This window comes from Arthrobacter sp. 01T425 (assembly GCF_056398725.1).
This window is the reverse complement of record NZ_JBFTPY010000022.1, coordinates 32,873-52,323: the sequence shown is the minus strand read 5'-3', so window position 1 is coordinate 52,323 and position 19,451 is coordinate 32,873. Positions and strand designations below refer to the sequence as shown.

General features: G+C 67.4%; 14 protein-coding genes and 2 tRNA genes. 1 reads left to right on the top strand and 15 read right to left on the bottom strand.

The window, feature by feature from the left end; all coding sequences use genetic code 11:
* Nucleotides 1–117: 117 nt before the first annotated feature.
* Together AC1DNG_RS19240 and AC1DNG_RS19235 are read right to left on the bottom strand one after the other, a co-directional pair.
* A tRNA-Glu gene (locus AC1DNG_RS19240) sits at nucleotides 118–190 on the bottom strand.
* Nucleotides 191–319: 129 nt separating this feature from the next.
* A tRNA-Gln gene (locus AC1DNG_RS19235) sits at nucleotides 320–391 on the bottom strand.
* Between the two features lie 345 nt (nucleotides 392–736).
* Here AC1DNG_RS19235 and AC1DNG_RS19230 point away from each other — a divergent pair.
* Nucleotides 737–2,122: a hypothetical protein gene (locus AC1DNG_RS19230; RefSeq protein WP_476857795.1), complete on the top strand. Its 1,386-nt coding sequence runs from the start codon at nucleotides 737–739 to the stop codon at nucleotides 2,120–2,122.
* A gap of 37 nt (nucleotides 2,123–2,159) precedes the next feature.
* On the opposite strand, the gene AC1DNG_RS19225 is transcribed toward AC1DNG_RS19230, so the two are convergent.
* The 13 genes from AC1DNG_RS19225 to AC1DNG_RS19165 form a co-directional block, all read right to left on the bottom strand.
* Nucleotides 2,160–2,885 carry an HAD family hydrolase gene (locus tag AC1DNG_RS19225; protein WP_476857796.1) on the bottom strand — a complete coding sequence of 242 codons (726 nt, stop codon included), beginning with the start codon at nucleotides 2,883–2,885 and terminating at the stop codon, nucleotides 2,160–2,162.
* A gap of 1 nt (nucleotide 2,886) precedes the next feature.
* On the bottom strand, nucleotides 2,887–4,404 hold the full coding sequence (gene gltX, locus AC1DNG_RS19220; RefSeq protein ID WP_476888026.1) for a glutamate--tRNA ligase: 1,518 nt from the start codon (nucleotides 4,402–4,404) through the stop codon (nucleotides 2,887–2,889).
* Between the two features lie 117 nt (nucleotides 4,405–4,521).
* Nucleotides 4,522–5,298: a fumarylacetoacetate hydrolase family protein gene (locus tag AC1DNG_RS19215; RefSeq protein WP_026538927.1), complete on the bottom strand. Its 777-nt coding sequence runs from the start codon at nucleotides 5,296–5,298 to the stop codon at nucleotides 4,522–4,524.
* Nucleotides 5,299–5,303: 5 nt separating this feature from the next.
* The gene (locus tag AC1DNG_RS19210; RefSeq protein ID WP_476888025.1) at nucleotides 5,304–6,101 is read right to left on the bottom strand and encodes an MBL fold metallo-hydrolase; all 798 of its coding nucleotides are present in this window, start codon (nucleotides 6,099–6,101) and stop codon (nucleotides 5,304–5,306) included.
* Nucleotides 6,102–6,216: 115 nt separating this feature from the next.
* The gene (locus tag AC1DNG_RS19205; RefSeq protein WP_476888024.1) at nucleotides 6,217–7,329 is read right to left on the bottom strand and encodes a branched-chain amino acid aminotransferase; all 1,113 of its coding nucleotides are present in this window, start codon (nucleotides 7,327–7,329) and stop codon (nucleotides 6,217–6,219) included.
* A 151-nt stretch (nucleotides 7,330–7,480) separates the two neighbouring features.
* Nucleotides 7,481–8,533, bottom strand: coding sequence for a 3-isopropylmalate dehydrogenase (locus tag AC1DNG_RS19200; RefSeq protein ID WP_476888023.1), 1,053 nt, complete (start codon nucleotides 8,531–8,533; stop codon nucleotides 7,481–7,483).
* 134 nt (nucleotides 8,534–8,667) lie between these two features.
* The gene (metG, locus tag AC1DNG_RS19195; RefSeq protein WP_476888022.1) at nucleotides 8,668–10,227 is read right to left on the bottom strand and encodes a methionine--tRNA ligase; all 1,560 of its coding nucleotides are present in this window, start codon (nucleotides 10,225–10,227) and stop codon (nucleotides 8,668–8,670) included.
* Nucleotides 10,228–10,236: 9 nt separating this feature from the next.
* Nucleotides 10,237–11,004, bottom strand: coding sequence for an ABC transporter ATP-binding protein (locus AC1DNG_RS19190; RefSeq protein WP_018773527.1), 768 nt, complete (start codon nucleotides 11,002–11,004; stop codon nucleotides 10,237–10,239).
* The gene (locus AC1DNG_RS19185; protein WP_476888021.1) at nucleotides 11,001–13,787 is read right to left on the bottom strand and encodes an ABC transporter permease; all 2,787 of its coding nucleotides are present in this window, start codon (nucleotides 13,785–13,787) and stop codon (nucleotides 11,001–11,003) included. The genes AC1DNG_RS19190 and AC1DNG_RS19185 overlap by 4 nt, the downstream gene beginning before the upstream one ends.
* A gap of 205 nt (nucleotides 13,788–13,992) precedes the next feature.
* The gene (gene serA, locus AC1DNG_RS19180) at nucleotides 13,993–15,588 is read right to left on the bottom strand and encodes a phosphoglycerate dehydrogenase (RefSeq protein WP_028277927.1); all 1,596 of its coding nucleotides are present in this window, start codon (nucleotides 15,586–15,588) and stop codon (nucleotides 13,993–13,995) included.
* A 127-nt stretch (nucleotides 15,589–15,715) separates the two neighbouring features.
* Nucleotides 15,716–16,741, bottom strand: a complete 1,026-nt coding sequence (gene ilvC, locus AC1DNG_RS19175) for a ketol-acid reductoisomerase (RefSeq protein ID WP_026266449.1) — start codon at nucleotides 16,739–16,741, stop codon at nucleotides 15,716–15,718.
* Between the two features lie 78 nt (nucleotides 16,742–16,819).
* Nucleotides 16,820–17,332 carry an acetolactate synthase small subunit gene (gene ilvN / locus AC1DNG_RS19170; RefSeq protein WP_018773531.1) on the bottom strand — a complete coding sequence of 171 codons (513 nt, stop codon included), beginning with the start codon at nucleotides 17,330–17,332 and terminating at the stop codon, nucleotides 16,820–16,822.
* A 2-nt stretch (nucleotides 17,333–17,334) separates the two neighbouring features.
* On the bottom strand, nucleotides 17,335–19,233 hold the full coding sequence (locus tag AC1DNG_RS19165) for an acetolactate synthase large subunit (RefSeq protein WP_028277928.1): 1,899 nt from the start codon (nucleotides 19,231–19,233) through the stop codon (nucleotides 17,335–17,337).
* Nucleotides 19,234–19,451: the final 218 nt, after the last annotated feature.

The following is a 19,451-nucleotide window of genomic DNA, read 5'->3' as shown; positions in this document are numbered from 1 at the left end:
CGCCTAGCGGGACTCGGAGCGCCGGCAATACGCCGGCGGACGAGTCTCGCCTGGAAGCCCAGCCATCGGGGGAAACGAAAAACGGCCCCGGGCTGATGCCCGGGACCGTTTTCATTGTGACCCCAGCGGGATTCGAACCCGCGTTACCGCCGTGAGAGGGCAGCGTACTAGGCCGCTATACGATGGGGCCGCGTACTTCCTGAACAGCATTTCTGCCATTCAAGCCAAATGATTGTTTCATACATTTGGCCGCCGTTTCAAATCGGACCAGCCGATTCAAAACTTCCGAATTTCAGCGGAAACCCGCGGAACTTCAGAGCTGGGATACCAGGACTCGAACCTAGAATGACGGTACCAGAAACCGTAGTGTTGCCAATTACACCATATCCCAAAGGCACTTTCGCTCCGGATGTTTGGGCCTAAACCCTCGCTCCCGGCGCCTCAGCACGAGTAATTACTTTACCCGAGAGTTTTCACTTCCACAAATCGGGCGTACGGCGGCGGGATCGGGCCGCCGGGGCGGGCCGCGCGCGGCGTCGATGGCCGCAATACCCGCGCCAGCCCTTGCCAATCCGGCGGAAACACGTTTACGCTCGGTAAGTTACCAACGAGTAACCACCCCTCCCCCACTCCGTTGCGGGCAGCTTTGCGCTCATTTTCCGGTGTTAGCTGCGTCACAGCTGCTGGGGTGGCCGACAGCAGAGCCGCTGCCGGCGGGAACGTCGAGAGGAATCATGTGCCACAGAGTCGTGCCGCTATCAGCAAGACCCGGACCCGTGCGCAGCAAATCGCCATCGCCACCCTGGCGTTGCTGCTCATGGCCCTGCTGGGGTTCTATACCCTCGTCACGGGCCGCATCACGGACGGTTCGGCCACGCTCAAGGACGGGGCCGCCCAGGCGTCCGCCGGAGCCGGCCAGCTGGACGACGGCGCCGGGAAACTCGCCAACGGCGCCAGCCTGGCCGATACCGGGGCCGGAAAACTTTCCGCGGGGGCGGAAAAGATCTCCTCGGGCATCAGCACCCAGCTGGCACCAGGGGCGGACAAGCTCCAGGCCGGTGCCGGCCAGATGGCCGAAGGTGCCGTCAAGATCGAAGCCGACGTCACCAGCAAGCTGGCCCCCGGCGTCTACAAAGTCGACGACGGTGCGCAGAAGCTCGCGGCGGGGGCCGTGCAGCTTTCGGCCGCGCTGACGCCGACGCCGGCGGGCAACGCAGAGAACAACCTCGCCGACGGGGCCACCCGGCTCGACGGCGGCGCTGCCCGGCTGGCCGGCGGCACCGCAGCGCTGGCAGGCGGCACGGACCAGCTCAAGGGCTACCGCGGCGCCAACGGCAATCCGGAGGCCGGAACCGGGACCGCGGCCCTGGCTCAGGCGCTGGAACTGCTGGAGGAGGCGGCGGATGACCCGGTCAAGGGGCTCGTTCCGCTTTCGGTGGTGAAAGACAAGATCGCCAAGATCACCGCGGGCGCGCACAAGCTCGACGCCGGTGCCAGCCAGCTGCAGGCCGGCGCTCAGCGGCTGCAGGACGGCGCGGGCCAGCTGAACGCAGGAACGGGCAAGCTCAAGGCCGGATTCGCGACGCTGGCCGGGAAGCTCAACAGCCAGGACCCCGGCAGCCCGGGCGTGGTGCTTGGCACCCGGCTTCTGGCCGACGGCACGTCCAAGATCCGGGTCGGGATGGACGGGGTCCCCGGCGACCCCGAGCACCCGGGCCTGCTCAAGGCCGCCGCCCGGATGACCGAGGGCAGCTCTCGCCTGGCCGACGGAACCGTGGCCCTGAACGCCGGGATCAAGGGCAATCCGGCCGATCCTGCCAACCCCGGCCTGCTGGGCGGCTCCCAGGCCCTGGCTTCCGGGGCCTCAGAACTCTCGGCCGGCAGCACCAAGCTGGCGTCCGGCTCCTCGAAGCTGGCCACGGGGGCGGATAAGCTCGCGGACGGCAACGCCCGGATTGCCGATGGCACCGGCACGCTGTATTCCGGAGCTGCCGCGGTGTCGCCCACCAGCTTGCTCCGGCAGTCCGACGCCGCCACGGCACTGGGACTCGTCGCGGTGCTGGCCCTTGGCGCCGTTGGCGCCTTCCTGGCGCTGCGGAAGAGGCAGGCCGGACCACGGTAACTTCCGGTGCCGGTTGCAGCGCCGGTTGCGGCGCCCGTTACAGCGGGGGTTCCGCCAGCAGGTCCAGCAGGGAGCCGACCTCGCGGCCCAGGAAGCCCGGGGCCGGTTCCCCGCCGCGGTTCAGCCAGACGCCGAGGAGGCCGGCCGCCGTCGAACCTTCCGCATCGAGCAGCCGGTTGTCACCGACGTACAGCGTTTGGCCGGGACCCGTACCGATCCGCCGGACACCCTCGAGGTAGATCGCCGGGTCCGGCTTTGCGGCGCCAACGGTGTCGGTGCCAACCAGAACGGTAATCCGGTCCAGCCCGGCCGCGTCCAGCTTCACGCGCTGATAGTCGTGGACGTTGTTGCTCACGGCGCCGTAGGGAATGCCGGCCGCGTCCAGGGCGTCCAGCAGGGGCCCGACGTCGTCGAACGCCCGGATGTAGCCGTGCTGGCGGCTCGCGTAGGAACTCACCCAGTGGTGGGCCTGTTCGCCGTCGGCAAGTTCGACGCCGAAGTACCCCAGCGCCGCCCGGCCGCGGAGCAGGCGCTGTTCATTGAACGTGATCTCGCCGGCCAGGTAGCGGTCGTAGAAATGGGTGGTCTCGCGGGTGAAGATCCGCCCGAACCTCTCCCACCCGGCCTCGTCCAGGCCGGGCAGGAGGTGCTCGCTGACGTCGCGGAGGGCCGCCGTCATGGCGAATTCGAGGTCCACGAGGGTGTCATCGATGTCGAACAGAACCCCCTGGACAGCGCCGCCGCCCAGGCCCGCTGCCAGCATGTCAGCCGCGGAAAGCGCGCAGGCGGGCCAGGGAGGAATCCTTGCCCAGGATGACCATGGACTCGAACAGCGGCGGGGAGATCCGCCGGCCCGAGACAGCCGTGCGGACCGGGCCGAACGCCAGGCGCGGCTTGACGCCGAGGCCTTCCACGAGGGCTTCCTTCAGGGCGGTCTGGATGTTCTCGGCCGTCCAGTCGGCAACGGGCTCCAGGGCGGCCAGGGCGGCGTCGAGCACCTCGGTGAGGTTCTCCGGCAGGCCCTTGCGGGCGTCATCGGCGACGTCGATGGCGTCGTCGGCTTTGAACAGGAACGCGACCATTTCGGGGGCCTCGCCCAGCAGCGAGATGCGCTCCTGGATCAGCGGTGCGGCCTCGGCCAGGATCTCCTCATCGCGGTCCGTGAGGCTCTCCCCCACGAAGCCGGCGGCCTGCAGGTAGGGCACCAGGCGGCCGCGGAAGTCCTCGGCGCCGAGCATGCGGATGTGGGTGCCGTTGATGGCTTCGGCCTTCTTGATGTCGAAGCGTGCCGGGTTGGCCAGCACGTCGTTGACGTCGAAGTGCTCGATCAGCTGGTCCACGGTGAAGATGTCCTCGTCGGCGGAGAGGCTCCAGCCGAGCAGGGACAGGTAGTTCAGCAGGCCCTCGGGGATGAAGCCGCGGTCCCGGAGCAGGAACAGGTTGGACTGGGGGTCGCGCTTGGAGAGCTTCTTGTTGCCCTCGCCCATGACGTACGGCAGGTGGCCGAAGGCCGGCATGTAGCTGGCGACGCCGATGTCCATCAGCGCCTGGATCAGCACCACCTGACGGGGCGTGGAGGAGAGCAGGTCCTCGCCGCGGAGCACGTGGGTGATGCCCATGAGGGCGTCGTCCACGGGGTTGACCAGGGTGTAGAGCGGGGAGCCGTCGGCGCGGACAATGACGTAGTCCGGGATGCTGCCGGCCTTGAAGGTGATCTCGCCGCGGACCATGTCCGTGAACGTGACGTCCTCGTCGGGCATCCGGACGCGCAGCACAGGCTGGCGGCCCTCGGCCTTGAACGCGGCGAGCTGGTCCTCGGAGAGTTCGCGGTCGAAGTTGTCGTAGCCGAGCTTCGGGTCGCGGCCGGCGGCGCGGTGGCGGGCTTCAACTTCTTCCGGCGAGGAGTAGCACTCGTAGGCGTAACCGGCGTCGATCAGCTTGGCCACGACGTCCTTGTAGAGGTCCAGGCGCTGCGACTGGCGGTAGGGCTCGTGCGGGCCGCCGACTTCCACGCCCTCTTCCCAGGTGATGCCGAGCCATTTGAGGGCCTCGAGCAGCTGCTGGTAGCTCTCCTCCGAGTCGCGGGCCGCGTCCGTGTCCTCGATCCGGAACACAAAGGTGCCCTTCGTGTGCCGGGCGTGGGCCCAGTTGAACAGGGCGGTGCGGATCAGGCCGACGTGCGGGGTCCCCGTGGGTGACGGGCAGAACCGGACACGGACCGGGGTGTCAGCGGTGACTTCACCGGTGGAGGCAGCAAGGGCGGAGCTGGGAGCAGTAGTCATAGTGGTACCAACATTACCAATCTCTACAACCGCCACTTGTCCGGATTTCCGCTGCGGAAACGGACAGCCGCCCCGTGGATCCACGGGGCGGCTGTCTGAAATCGGCGCGAAGAACCGTTAGCGGCGGACCACCGGGTTGGAGAGCCGTCCGATGCCCTCGATCTCGACCTCATAGCGGTCGCCTGCCTGCACTGCGCCGACGCCGGCCGGGGTACCGGTCATGATGACGTCGCCGGGCAGCAGGGTGAAGGCCTGCGAGACGATGGAGACGAGCTCCCGGACGCCGCGGATCATCTGGTTGGTGCTGCCGTCCTGGCGCAGTTCGCCATTGAGCCGGCCCTGGATCTGCAGGTCCTCGGTGTCGAGCTCGGTCTCGATCCACGGCCCGAGCGGGGCCGAGGTGTCGAAGCCCTTGGCCCGGGCCCACTGCAGGTCCGTCTTCTGGACGTCGCGGGCGGTGAGGTCGTTGCCGCAGGTGTAGCCGAAGATCACATCATCGACCCGGTCCTCGGGCACATCCTTGCAGATCCGGCCGATGACGACGCACAGTTCGGCCTCGAAGGAGACGTCCTCGGAGAACTCCGGCAGGACAATGGGATCGTTGGGCCCGATCACGGAGGTGTTGGGCTTGAGGAACAGCAGGGGCTGCGCCGGGACCTCGTTGCCGAGTTCCCGGGCGTGCTCCGCGAAGTTGCGGCCGACGCCGATGACCTTGCTGCGCGGGATGATCGGCGCCAGCAGGCGGACGTCCTCCAGCTTGTGCTTCATGGGGGTTCGTTCCACGCCGTGGAAGAAGGGGTCGCCCTTGATGACAGTGACTTCCTCACTGCCGGGCTCACCTTCCACGATGCCGTAGAGGGGATCAGAATCGACTACAAACCGGGCGATACGCATGGTTCCTACCCTACCGTCCCCTCGGTGCGCAGGTAGTCCAGCTGCGCGGCGACGGAGAGCTCCGCGGCGCGGCGGACGGAGGGGTCGACGTCGGCGTACACGGCGTCCGTGACGGAGCGGACATCGGCGGCGGCGCCCAGTGCCGCGAGGGCTGCCCGGACCTGTTCGAGCCGGCCCCGCCGGTGGTCCCGGTAGGCGCGGGCGACGGCGTCCAGGGCCGGCAGCACGGGGCCGTGGGCCGGGAGCACCGTGGCGGGCCCGAGGCGTTCGAGCCGGTCCAGCGAGTCGAGGTAGTCCCGGAGGGTGCCGTCGGGGTAGTCCAGCACCGTGGTTCCGGAGCCCAGAATCGTGTCCCCGGTCAGCACCGAGCCGTGCGGGCCATCCTGCGGCAGGTGGAAGCACAGCGAATCCGAGGTGTGGCCCGGCGTCGCCAGAACCCGGATGTCAGTTCCGGCCGCCCGGATGGTTTCGCCGTCCTGCAGCGGGGGTGCGCCGTGGCAGTGGGCGGGGTCCGCGGCCCGGACCGGTGCGCCCGTCAAGGCCGAAAACCTCTCGGCGGCCGCGGTGTGGTCTGCGTGCCGGTGCGTGATCAGGATGAGTTCGACCGGTCCCTCGCCGGCCAGCGCCTGAAGGTGCGGCCCGTCGAGGGGCCCGGGGTCGACGGCGACCCTTGCCGCCGCCCCCGGGGCGCCAATGAGATAGGAGTTGGTTCCATCCAGGCTCATGGGGCCCGGATTCGGGGCGAGGCGGAACCGGGTCAGCTCACTGCTGCGGACAATGCCGCGGGATGTCTCGGAGGTCACGGACCCATCCTTGCATTGAATCGGGCTTCGTTGGCCCCAGCCCGGGACCACAGACGCCGACGGCGGCCCTCACCCGAAGGTGGGGACCGCCGTCGTGCACTAAAACGTTCTGTGGCTAGGCCAGCCGGGTCAGCCAGCCGTGGGTGTCCTCCACGGTGCCGGTCTGGATCCCGAGCAGCTGGGCGCGGATGGCCAGGGTGGTCTCCCCCGCCGTGGCGTCCTCGGAACCGATGAACTCGGTGGTGTCCTTGAGCACGCCGATGGGGGTGATGACCGCGGCGGTGCCGCAGGCGAAGACCTCGGCAATGTGTCCCGAGGCAACACCGTCGCGCCACTCATCCAGGGTGATCTTGCGTTCGGTGACTTCACGGCCCATGTCCCGGGCCACCTGGATCACGGACATCCGGGTGATCCCCTCCAGGATGGTGCCGGAGAGCGCCGGGGTGACGAGCGAGCCGTCCTTCATGACGAAGAAAACGTTCATGCCGCCGAGTTCCTCGACAGCGTTGTCGTTGAACTGGTCCAGGAAGAGGACCTGCTTGCAGCCGTTGGCCTCGGCCTCCTGCTGGGCGATCAGCGAGGCAGCGTAGTTGCCGCCGCACTTGGCGGCGCCTGTTCCGCCGCGGCCGGCGCGGGCGTATTCGCGCGAGATCCAGATGGAGACGGGCTTGAGTTCGCCGCCGAAGTAGTTGCCGGCCGGGGAGGCGATCACGCGGAAGGAAACCTCGCGCGCTGCCCGCACGCCCAGGAACGCCTCGGTGGCGATCATGAAGGGCCGCAGGTACAGGGCTTCGCCGTCGCCGGCGGGGACCCAGTCTTTGTCTGCCGCGACGAGCTCGCGGATGGCGCCGAGGAAGTACTCTTCCGGGAGTTCGGGCAGGGCCAGGCGCCGGGCGGACTTGTTCAGCCGGGCGGCGTTGGCCTCGGGCCGGAACGTCCAGACCGAGCCGTCGGCGTGGCGGTAGGCCTTGAGGCCCTCGAAGATCTCCTGGCCGTAGTGCAGCACGGCGGCGGACGGGTCGAGGGAAATCGGGCCGTAGGGCTCAACGCGCGCGTCGTGCCAGCCGCCGTTGCCGGCGGCGTCGACGCTGTAGTCCACAATCGCGGTGTGGTCGGTGAAATAGTCGCCGAATCCCGGGTTTGCCAGGATGGCGGCACGCTCTTCAGCAGACTTCGGGGTCTCCGACAGGTGCTGGGTGAATTCGACGCCATGGGCAGTCTGAGTCATGGTTCCTCCACGATCGGCTGCCTGGTGTGGGAACGTGGTTCACCCTCGGACCACGGCAGCATATTGGTGATTCGAAACAAGCTTACGCCCGTTGGCAGCACGGTTTTGCGGTGTCTGCAGTCGCCTGCCGTGCAGGAAATGCAGGCGGGGCCTACAGCGCCGCCGCGATGGCGTCGCCGATCGCGCTGGTGGTGCGGACGGCGCCGTCGCGGGCTTCGACGTCGGCCGTGACGGCCGCCTCGATCTTCCGGGCGGCGCCGGCGAAGCCGAGGTGGTCGAGCAGGAGCGCCGCGGAGAGGATGGCGGCGGTGGGGTCGGCCTTCTGCTGGCCGGCGATGTCCGGGGCGGACCCGTGGACCGGTTCGAACATGGACGGCGCGGTGCGGTCCATGTTGAGGTTGCCGGAGGCGGCGAGGCCGATCCCGCCGGTCACGGCCGCCGCGAGGTCGGTGATGATGTCGCCGAACAGGTTGTCGGTGACGATCACGTCGAACCGGGCCGGATCGGTGACCATGAAAATCGTGGCGGCGTCCACGTGCAGGTAGTCGTGCGTGACGTCGGGGAACTCCTGGGCCACGGCCTCGACCGTGCGCTTCCAGAGCTGGCCGGCGAAGACCAGGACGTTGTGCTTGTGCACGAGGGTGAGCTTCTTGCGGGGGCGGTCGTTGGCCCGGCGGAACGCGTCGCGGACCACACGCTCCACGCCGTGGGCGGTGTTCAGGGACACCTCGGTGGCCACCTCGTGGGGGGTGCCGGCGCGCAGCGTGCCGCCGTTGCCCACGTAAGGGCCCTCGGTGCCCTCGCGGACCACGATGAAGTCGATCTCGCCGGGGTTCGCGAGCGGGCTGCCGACGCCGGTGTACAGGCGGGAGGGCCGCAGGTTGACGAAGTGGTCCAGGCTGAAGCGCAGCTTCAGCAGGAGCTCGCGCTCGATGATGCCGGAGGGGATCCGGGTGTCGCCGGGGGCCGCGCCGACGGCGCCGAACAAGATGGCGTCGCGGGTGCGGAGGTCGGCGAGGGTGGCCGCGGGGAGGGTCTCCCCCGTCGCGAGCCAGTGCTCCGCCCCCAGCTTGTAATGGGTCTGCTGGAGCACGATCCCTTCTGCGGCCGCGGCCTTTTCAAGGACCTTCAGGGCTTCGGCGGTGACCTCCGGGCCGATGCCGTCGCCCGGGATGACTGCCAGATCAATCGTGGATGCGCTCATATTTTCAGCGTAGCCAAGTGATCCACATTCTGGTCAAGTTGTCTCACTATTCGATCACCCCCGTTGCCCGGGTAAGCAAAACGCCCCCGCTCCCCCGGATCAGGGGGTGCGGGAGCGTCCGGGGAAGTGCAGGCTCAGGCGTCGGCGGGTTCCTCGTACTTCGGGAACACCGGGGCCGGGGCGGGCAGTTCCGTGCCGGCGGCGATCGGCGTGTCCAGGGCCGAGAACTGGCGCGCCCCGCCCTCGGGCTGGCCGAGCGTGTGCAGGATCGCCGCCGTCGCCACCGGCATGACCGGCTGGGCCAGGATCGCGACGATCCGCAGCACCTCAAGCGTCACGTAAAGCACCGTGTTCATGCGTTCGACGTCGGTCTTGCGCAGCACCCACGGGGCCTGCTCGGCGAAGTAGGCGTTGGTGTCCCCCAGGACAGCCCAGATGGCCTCCAGTGCGCGGCTGAACTCCTGCTTCTCGAACGCGGCCCGGGCGGCGTCAAGCAGTCCGTTGGCCTGGGCCAGAATCGCGGTGTCCTCGGCGGAAAATGCGCCGGGCGCGGGCACGCGGCCCTCGCAGTTCTTGGCCACCATGGACAGCGACCGCTGGGCCAGGTTGCCGAAGTTGTTGGCGAGGTCCGAATTCATCCGGCCCACGATTGCCTCGTGGTTGTAGTTGCCGTCCGCGCCGAAGGGGACCTCGCGCAGGAAGAAGTAGCGCACCTGGTCCAGGCCGTACTGGGCCACGAAGTCCGCGGGGGCCACCACGTTGCCCAGCGACTTGGACATCTTGACGCCGTTGTTCTGCAGGAAGCCGTGGATCATGATCCGCTTCGGCAGCTCCAGTCCGGCGCTCATGAGGAACGCCGGCCAGTAGATGGCGTGGAAGCGGGAGATGTCCTTGCCGATCACGTGGACGTCGGCCGGCCAGAACTTCTTGAAGGAGTCCGAGTCGACGTCCGGGTAGCCGACGCCGGTCAGGTAGTTGGTCAGCGCATCGACCCACACGTACATGACGTGCTTGTCGTTGCCGGGCACGGGTACGCCCCAGTCGAACGTGGTGCGGCTGATGGACAGGTCCTCCAGACCGCGCCGGACGAAGCTGATGACCTCGTTGAACCGGGACTGCGGGGCACCGAATTCCGGGTGGGCCTCGTAGAGCGCCAGCAGTTTGTCCTGATAGGCGGAGAGCCGGAAGAAGTAGCTCTCCTCGGCCGTCCAGGTGACCTCGGTGTCGGATTCGCGTGAGTAGCGGATCCCGTCGTCCTTGACCACGGTCTCGTCCTCGACGTAGAACGCCTCGTCGCGGACCGAGTACCAGCCTTCGTACTTGGACAGGTAGATGTCCCCGTTGGCTTCCATCTTCTTCCAGATGGCCTGCGACGCCGCGTAGTGGTCGGCGTCCGTGGTGCGGATGAAACGGTCGTAGGAGACCCCCAGGGCCGCGTGCGCCGCCTTGTAGATCTCGGCGTTCCGGTCCACCAGATCCTTGGGCGCCAGCCCTTCCTTCTCGGCGGTCTGGGCGATCTTCATGCCGTGCTCGTCAGTTCCGGTCAGGAAGAAGACGTCGTACCCGTCCAGGCGCTTGAACCGGGCCATCGCATCGGTGGCGATGTACTCGTACGCATGGCCGATGTGCGGCACCCCGTTGGGGTACGTGATGGCCGTGGTGATGTAGAACGGGGTCTTGTCAGTTGAAGTCACGGTCTAAATCTAGATCAGTTCTGTGAGGGTATCGCTCTGGCGGACCAGTTCGTGGTCATGTGAAGCCACCAGCACGGCAATGCCGTCCGAGGTGGTGTCCTTGAGGATGCTGATGATGCGGTTGGCCGCGGCCCGGTCCAGGCTGGCCGTGGGCTCGTCGACCACCAGGACGCGGGTGCCGAGGATGAGCGCGCGGGCGATCGCGACGCGCTGGCGTTCACCGCCGGAAAGCTGCGCCGGACGGTGGCGCATGCGCCGGCCCAGGCCCACGAGGTCCAGGAGGTCCTTGGCCATGTCGCGGCGCTTCTCGACCTCGCCGTCCGGCACGGCCGGCAGCAGGACGTTCTCGAGCGCGCTCATCCCGTCGATCAGCGCACCGCCCTGGTCGACGTAGCCGATCAGGGCCCGGCGGCGGTCGGCGATCTCGTCGTCGCCCATGGTCTCGAGCGAGTCGCCTTCCCAGAACACCCGGCCCGACGTCGGCAGGGTCAGTCCCGCGCCGACGGTCAGGATGCTGGTCTTGCCCGAGCCGGAGCGGCCCGCGACGCAGTGCATTTCGCCGGCGTGCAGGGTCATGTTGAAGTCGTCCACGACGTTGACGGCCTCGGCACCGCCCTTGCCGCCGCCGTAGTGGATGGTGATGTTGCTCAGTTCCAGCGGGGTGGCGTGGTCCGTGGCCTTCACGATTGTGTTGGCGCGGGTCTTGTGCGCACCGCGACGGGTGCTGGCGGTCATCCGGTCGTGTGCCTCCCGGTCAAGGTTCAGCTCGTTAGTCATTGGACCACTTTCGTTGCAATCGGAATCCAGCAAAGTACAGCTACGAGACCGGCAATTGCGGCCCACAGCGCGGCGTAGGGGGCCAGGAGGAGGCCGATGCCGAGGGCGCCCACAACACCCAGCGGCAGCGCGACGGTTCCCACCATGGCGTTTTCAAAGAAGCGGACCTGGCCCAGCATGTCCGGGTTCCAGCCCATGGCCCGCAGCGTGCCCAGGTACTGGCGCTTGGCCTGCAGCTCGAAGCGGCCGGTGACCATGGTCAGCAGCAGCCCGACGGCAACACCGGACACGCCCAGGATGATGCTGGGCAGGGCGATGCTGGCCGCGGCCAGCCCGCTGAGGGCGCTGGCGCCGGCGGCCCGCGGAATGTCGATCAGCAGGGCGACGAGTCCGCCGACGGCCGCGGCGAAGACACCGACGGCAACGGCCAGGGAGATGGTGTTGAACTTGTTGGTGCTCAGCTGCCGGTTCGCGAAGGTCAGCGGGGAATCGACCGCGATGAGCCGTTCATCGTGTTGCGGCTCCTGGTCCACGACGTCGCGGTGGCGCAGCTGCTGCGCCGCGATGAACGCGGCACCGGCGTACAGCACCAGGACCGACGCCGAGACCACCGCGGTGGCGGTGCTCCAGCTGATCAGGCTCAGGACGATCCCGACGACGGCCAGCAGCGCGGCGCCGACGCCGAATTCGGCCAGCACCCAGGAACGGATCTTGCGCTGGGTCCAGCCCATGGCGCGCAAGGTACCGGCCTCGCTGCGGCGTTTGCGGATGTAGCTGACGGTGGACGCGCCGGTCAGGAGGGCAGCACCGCAGAGGGTCAGGAACAGCAGGGTCAGGTTCGTGGCGGTCAGCGAGCCGGACACGGCGTCCGCGGCGTCCTGGCGGACCCACGACTGCTGCACGGTGCCCAGCGGCGATTCCTTGCCGGCGTCGTCCTTGGAGTAGCCGGGAACGGCGATGCTGGCGTCTTCGCGGGCCGAACCGGCCACCACGGTGGCCTGCAGGCCCATGTCGCGGATCTCGTTGGCGAGCTTCTCCACCTCGGGCTGCGCCTGCTTCCAGCTGCCCGGGACCTTGGCGCGGACCCGGACGGCGTCGATCACGTGGGCGTTTGCATCGTAGCCGCGGGCGGCGGCGAGGCCGTAGTAGTCGGTGATGGCTCCGGCGGACTGGCTGACCAGGCCTGTGGCGCTCAGCGACGGCTTGAGTTCGGTGTTGACGTCCTTGCCGGACGCGTCTTTGGTCAGGGTGAACGGCGCGGGGTCATAGCCGCCCAGGGGCAGCCGGTTGACGTCGCCGGCAGCTTCCTTGACGTTCGCGGCGTCGAAGGTGCCGTAGACCATGGCCAGCGGCGTGGCCAGCTTCTTGCCGGTTTCGAGGTTCTGGCGGTACGAGCGCTCGTCTACAGGCTCGCGCTGGGTCTGGTCGACGGCTTCGCCGTTGGCGGCCTTGTCCGGCAGCCGGTTCACGGTGACCCAGTCACCGGGCGTGGCGCTCTTGTCAACGGCGCCGTTGGCGGCGGTTTCGCCGTCCTTGTATGTCGGGGCGGCGGCAAAGTTGGTGGTCCAGGTGGCCGGGTTGTAGAGGCCCTGGCTGAAGGATCCGGTGTCGCCCATGAGCTGGGAGAGGTCCTTGGACCCGGGCCAGGCGAGGGCGAACGGGGACTTGGAAACGAACGGCAGGTAGTCCTTGTCCAGCGAGCGGGTCACGGTGCCGACGTCCTTGGTGACGTTGCCGGAGTCGTCGATTTCCTCGATTTTGACCGAGTACTTCAGGTCCAGGGCGGTGCCCGAGCGCACGATCAGCGGGATGGCCTGGGAATCGTCGGTGAGCTGGCCGTCGCGCTTGGCCTGCTGGTACTGGGTCATCAGCGGTGCCCAGTACTTGAGCTTGACGCCGAGGAAGTCCGGGCCTTCCTTGAGTTCGTCCATGCTGATGCCGTTGGTGAAGAGGCTCTCGAAGTGCCGGCCGATCGCGCCGGCGTTGCGGGCGTCCGCGGGCGGGGCCTTCTCCAGCGGGGACAGGAAGTCACCGGCCGTGCCAAGCAGCGCCCGTTCGGAGACGGGGTCGACGGCGACGACGGACTCGGTCACCTGCGGGGCCATCGGCAGGGAAACGGAGAGGTTGAAGAGGTTGTGCTCGGAGCCGCCGGCCGGGGTGGGGAACTTGATGCCGGTCTCGCCCTCCGGGCCCTGGATACGGACGTTCTTGCCGCCGTCGACCTGTTCCTCGACCAGCTTCGCCTTTCCGAGGGAGCCCTCGGCCGTGGTCTTGAACAGGGTCTGGTCGGAGTGGCCGTCGGAGCTGACGGCGCTGGCCGTGAGGCGGTATTTCTTTGGCGTGTCGCTCAGTACCGATTCCGCGGCCGGCCACTTGCTCGGATCCGTGGCGGTCGGGTCGCCGGAGGTGCCCGCGAGGCCCGCGTTGAAGCCCAGGTAGTCGGTGGCGTCCAGCCGCGGCGACTCCAGGTTCTGCGTCACACGCGAGACCAGGCTGATGGGGGCGGCCACAGAGGTGCCGGAGAGCTTGCGGATGGAATCCAGCTGCTCGAAGCTGATGCCGCCCTGGCCGGTGGCGATGTCCGGCTGCATCAGGCCGCCGTTATCCTTCGCCTTGGCCTGCACCAGGACGTCATAGAGCCCCCGGGAGTTTTGGTCCACGGTCCTGCTCAGCGCCGCCTGGGACTGACCCTGGACGAGCACGGACAGGCACATGGCCACGATCAAAATGGACGCGGTCAGCAAAAGCACTCTGCTTCTGATGAACCTCTGGACGGCGTTCATTGGGCTCCTGAAAGCTGGATTGCGTGCGCACGCCGCAGTTCATTTCCTGAGGAAGTGAAGGCGTCCCGTGCCGGGCGTGCAAAAGTAAAGGCCGGTCTGCCGGCCAAGACCCGAAATTCGGTCCTAGCCATTGTACGCAGACCGGCCGGCCTCTCGTGGCCGCCGGCGGCGGTCATGCCGCCGCCGGGGCCACGCGGGGAGGATTTCAGTCCTCGAGGTCAACCTCGCGGACCATGTCAGCGCCGATCCCGGCCTTGATCGCGTCAAGGACCTGCTGGGGAACGGAGCTGTCGATGGTCAGCAGGGCCAGCACCTGGCCGCCTTCCGTCTGGCGTGCCACCTGCATGCCGGCGATGTTGATGTTGTTCATGCCCAGGATGTGGCCGATCGTGCCGATCACGCCAGGGCGGTCCGAGTAGGCAACCACCACGAGGTGTTCGCTGATCGGGATTTCCACCTCGTAGCCGTTGACGCCGACCAGTTTCTGGATCTGCTTCGGGCCCGTCAGGGTTCCGGCGACGGAGATCTGGCTGCCGTCGCTGAGGGCGCCGCGCAGGGTCAGGACGTTGCGGTACGACTCGGTGTCCGGCGTGGTGATGAGGCGGACGTTGATGCCGCGCTGCTCGGCGATGACGGGTGCGTTGACGTAGGAGACCTGCTCGGTCACGACGTCGGCGAAGATGCCCTTGAGCGCCGCGAGTTCCAGGACCTTGACATCGAGCGAGGAGATTTCGCCGGCCACCTCGACGTCGAACTGGGTGAGGGAGGCATGGGTCAGCGCGGTGAAGATGCGGCCCAGCTTTTCCATCAGCGGGATGCCGGGGCGGACGTCCGGTGCGATGACACCGCCGGCGACGTTGACGGCGTCGGGGACCAGTTCGCCGGCCAGGGCCAGGCGGACGGACTTGGCGACGGAGACGCCGGCCTTTTCCTGGGCCTCGTCGGTGGAGGCGCCCAGGTGCGGGGTCACCACGACGTTGTCGAGTTTGAAGAACGGCAGGTCGGTGCTGGGTTCCTTGGAGAAGACGTCGACGCCGGCGCCGGCGATGTCACCGGCCTGCAGCGCGGTGTAGAGGGCTTCCTCGTCCACCAGGCCGCCGCGGGCGACGTTGACGACGTACGCCGTGCTCTTCATCTTCTTGAACGCCTCGGCGCCGAGCATGCCGACAGTTTCCGGGGTCTTGGGCATGTGGATGGTGATGAAGTCCGACTGGGCCAGGAGCTCGTCGAGCGTCACCAGCTGCACGCCGAGCTGGGCGGCCCGGGCGGAGGTGATGTAGGGGTCGTATGCGAGGATCTTGGTGTCGAAGCCCTTCAGGCGGGCGGCGACCAGGGCGCCGATCCGGCCGAGGCCGATGATGCCGATCTTCTTCTCGAAGAGCTCGATGCCGGTGTACTTGGAGCGCTTCCACTCCCCGTCCTTGAGGGCGGAACTGGCCTGCGGGATGTGGCGGGCGAGGCTCAGGATGTGCCCGACGGTCAGTTCGGCGGCGGAGACGATGTTGGAGGTCGGCGCGTTGACCACCATGACCCCGGCCTGGGTGGCCGCCTTGATGTCCACGTTGTCCAGGCCGACGCCGGCGCGGGCGATGACCTTGAGGTTCTTGGCGGCGGCGATGGCCTCGGCGTCCAGCTGGGTGGCGGAGCGGACCAGGATCGCGTCGACGTCGGCGATCGCGGAGAGCAGCTGGGAACGGTCGGAGCCGTCAGTCTGGCGGATTTCAAAGTCCGGGCCGAGGGCCTCGACTGTGGCGGGCGAAAGTTCCTCAGCGAGGAGTACGACAGGTTTGGTGCTTGTCACCGGTGACCTCTTTAGCTCTCTTGTGTATCTGGTGGGGATTTTGGTGAATCGGGTGGTGCGGGTGGTGCTGGACAGCAGGGAAGCCGGACCCCAGGATGTGGTGTCCGGCTCCCCTGCCGGGCAATGCCTAGCGCGCGACTGTTCCTTCGGTGTAGTCGTCTTCGTTCTTGATCCAGGAGAACAGCTTGCGCAGTTCGCGGCCGGTGGCCTCGATCGGGTGGTCCTCACCCTTCTTGCGCAGCGCCTTGAACTCCGGCGCACCGGCGTCCTGGTCGTCGATGAAGCGCTTGGCGAAGGTGCCGTCCTGGATGTCCGCGAGGACAGCCTTCATGTTTTCCTTCACCTGCGGGGTGATGACGCGGGGGCCGGAGACGTAGTCGCCGTATTCCGCGGTGTCCGAGACGCTCCAGCGCTGCTTGGCGATGCCGCCCTCGACCATGAGGTCGACGATCAGCTTGAGCTCGTGCAGCACCTCGAAGTAGGCGACCTCGGGCTTGTAGCCGGCCTCGGTGAGGGTTTCGAAGCCGTACTGAATCAGCTGCGAGGCGCCGCCGCAAAGGACAGCCTGCTCGCCGAAGAGGTCGGTTTCGGTCTCTTCGGTGAAGGTGGTCTCGATGACGCCCGCACGGGTGCCGCCGATCGCCTTGGCGTAGGACAGGGCCAGTTCCTTGGCCTTGCCGGACGGGTTCTGCTCGACGGCGATCAGGTCCGGCACGCCGCGGCCGGCTTCGAATTCGCGGCGCACGATGTGGCCCGGGCCCTTGGGGGCGACGAGGGCGACGTCGACGTCGGCCGGGGGCTGGATGTAGCCGTAGCGGATGTTGAAGCCGTGGCCGAAGAACAGGGCGTCGCCCGGCTGCAGGTTCGGGGCGATGTCCTCGGCGTACACATGGCGCTGGACCTGGTCCGGGGTCAGGACCATGATGAGGTCGGCCTCGGCGACGGCGTCGGCAACGTTCAGGACCCGCAGGCCCTCGGCCTCGGCCTTGGCGCGGGACTTCGAGCCTTCCTTCAGGCCGACGCGGACGTCAACGCCGGAATCGCGGAGGCTGAGGGCGTGGGCGTGGCCCTGGGAGCCGTAACCGATGACGGCGACGGTGCGGCCCTGGATGATCGACAGGTCGGCGTCGTCGTCGTAAAACATTTCAGTCACTGGGGTGTCTCCTTTTGAGTGGATTCTTCGTAGATATTGTCTGTGGTGCTGCGGTACAACGGGGCGGCTCCGGCGGTGTTACGCGCTGCGGAGGGCCCTGTCACTCATGGAGCGGGATCCCCGCCCAACGGCCAGGGTGCCGGACTGCACGATTTCGCGGATGCCGAAAGGCTCCAGCACTGACAAGAGTGCCGTGAGCTTCTCGGGGTGGCCCGTTGCCTCAATGACCACCGACTCTGTGGAGACGTCGACCACTGAAGCGCGGAACAGGTCTGCAGCCTGGGTGACCTGCAGGCGTGTTGCGGCATCCGCACGTACCTTGACCAGGATGTGGTCACGCTGTACGGAAGATTCGGAGGTGAGCTCGACGATCTTGATCACGTTGACCAGCTTGTTCAGCTGCTTCGTGACCTGTTCGATCAGCTCGCCATCGGCGTCGACCACCACGGTCATCCGGGACATGCCCGGGACCTCGGTGGGGCCGACGGCCAGGGAATTGATGTTGAAGGCCCGGCGGGCGAAGAGGCTGGCGACGCGGGTCAGCACACCGGGCTTGTCTTCGACCAGAACGGACAATGTGTGGCGGGTCATGTTCAGTCCTCCTCTTCCCATTCCGGGGTCATGTTGCGGGCAACCTGGATCTGGTCGTTGCTGACCCCCGCGGGGACCATCGGCCACACCATCGAGTTGGGGCTCACGACGAAGTCGATGACCACCGGGCGGTCATTGATCTCCAGCGCCTTCTGGATGGTGGCGTCGATGTCCTCGTCGCGTTCGCACCGGAAGGCAGCGCAGCCGTAGGCGTCCGCCAGCTTGACGAAGTCCGGGATGCGGACCGTGTCATGTCCGGTGTTGAGGTCGGTGTTGGAGTAGCGGCCCTCGTAGAAGAGGGTCTGCCACTGCCGGACCATGCCCAGGGAGGAGTTGTTGATGATGGCGACCTTGATGGGGATCTTGTTGATCGCGCAGGTGGCCAGTTCCTGGTTGGTCATCTGGAAGCAGCCGTCGCCGTCGATCGCCCAGACCACGCGGTCCGGTTCGCCCACCTTGGCGCCCATGGCCGCCGGCACGGCGTAGCCCATGGTGCCGGCGCCGCCGGAGTTGAGCCAGGCGTGCGGGCGTTCGTACTTGATGAACTGTGAGGCCCACATCTGGTGCTGTCCGACGCCGGCGACATAGACGCCCTCGGGACCGGTCAGGGCGCCGATGCGTTCGATGACGCGCTGCGGGGCGCTGAGGCCGTCCTCGGGTTCGGTCCAGCCGAGCGGGTAGGTTTCCTTGAGGTTGTTAAGGAAGGCCCACCAGGTGGTCAGGTCCGGGGTGCCGAAGGCTTCGAACTGCAGGCGCAGGGCCTCGGTCAGCTCCGGGATGATCTCCTTGACCGAGCCGACAATCGGGACGTCGGCCGTGCGGTTCTTGGAGATTTCCGCCGGATCGATGTCGGCGTGGATGACCTTGGCGTTCGGGGCGAAGGACTTCAGGATGCCGGTCACGCGGTCATCGAACCGCGCGCCCAGGGTGATCAGCAGGTCCGACTGCTGCAGGGCTGTCACGGCGGAAACCGTGCCGTGCATGCCCGGCATGCCCACGTGCTGCGGGTGCGAGTCCGGGAACACGCCCCGGGCCATCAGGGTGGTGACCACGGGGGCGCCGGTCAGCTCGGCCAGTTCACGCAGCTCTGCCGAGGCGTGGGCCTTGACCACTCCGCCGCCGACGTAGAGCACGGGCTTGCTGGCACCGGAAATGAGCCGGGCGGCCTCGCGGACCTGCTTGCTGTGGCCGCGCACCACCGGCCGGTATCCCGGGAGATCGATCTTGGGCGGCCAGGAGAACGTCATCTGGCCCTGCTGGGCGTCCTTGGCGACGTCCACGAGGACCGGGCCCGGGCGTCCGGTGGACGCCAGGTGGAACGCCTCGGCCATCACATGCGGAATGTCGTTGGGGTCCGTGACCAGGAAGGAGTGCTTCGTGATCGGCATGGTGATCCCGACGATGTCCGCTTCCTGGAAGGCGTCGGTGCCGATCACCCCGCTGGAGACCTGGCCGGTAATGGCCACTATCGGCACGGAGTCCATGTGGGCGTCCATGATGGCGGTAACGAGGTTGGTGGCACCCGGGCCCGAGGTGGCGATGCAGACGCCAACCCGTCCGGTAACCATGGCGTAGCCTTGCGCGGCGTGGCCGGCTCCCTGTTCGTGACGGACCAGAACGTGGTTCATTTTGGAAGCCATCAAGGGGTCGTAGGTGGGCAGGATCGCGCCACCGGGCAAACCGAAAATGTCCTGGACGCCGAGTTCTTCGAGCGAGCGGACAATTGCTTGCGAACCGGTCATGACCGTCGGGGGTACGACGTTGTTCGGTCCGAGGACAGGAGAGACGGCAGCAGAGTCGACGCCGGCGTCAGCCGGACGTTCGACGCGTTCCGGAGCCTTGTGGGCTCCAGTGGACTTGGTGGCCATCAGCGAGGGGCTGATCGGCGATCCTTTGCTCATCGGACTCTTCCTTTGTGGATCTTCGGTGATCGTGGAACTACTGGATTGTTCTGGTGGTGCGGCTGGTGAAGCGGGAAATAAAAAAACCCCTCAGCCGGCGGGCTCTTCGAGGGGTTGCGCGTGACGGTTCTTTACCAGTGAAGGCTAATGAGCCACGCGCTTGGTAAGTACGACGGAAACACCTGCAGCGCTCTCGACTGCAGTGCACTCAAATTCAG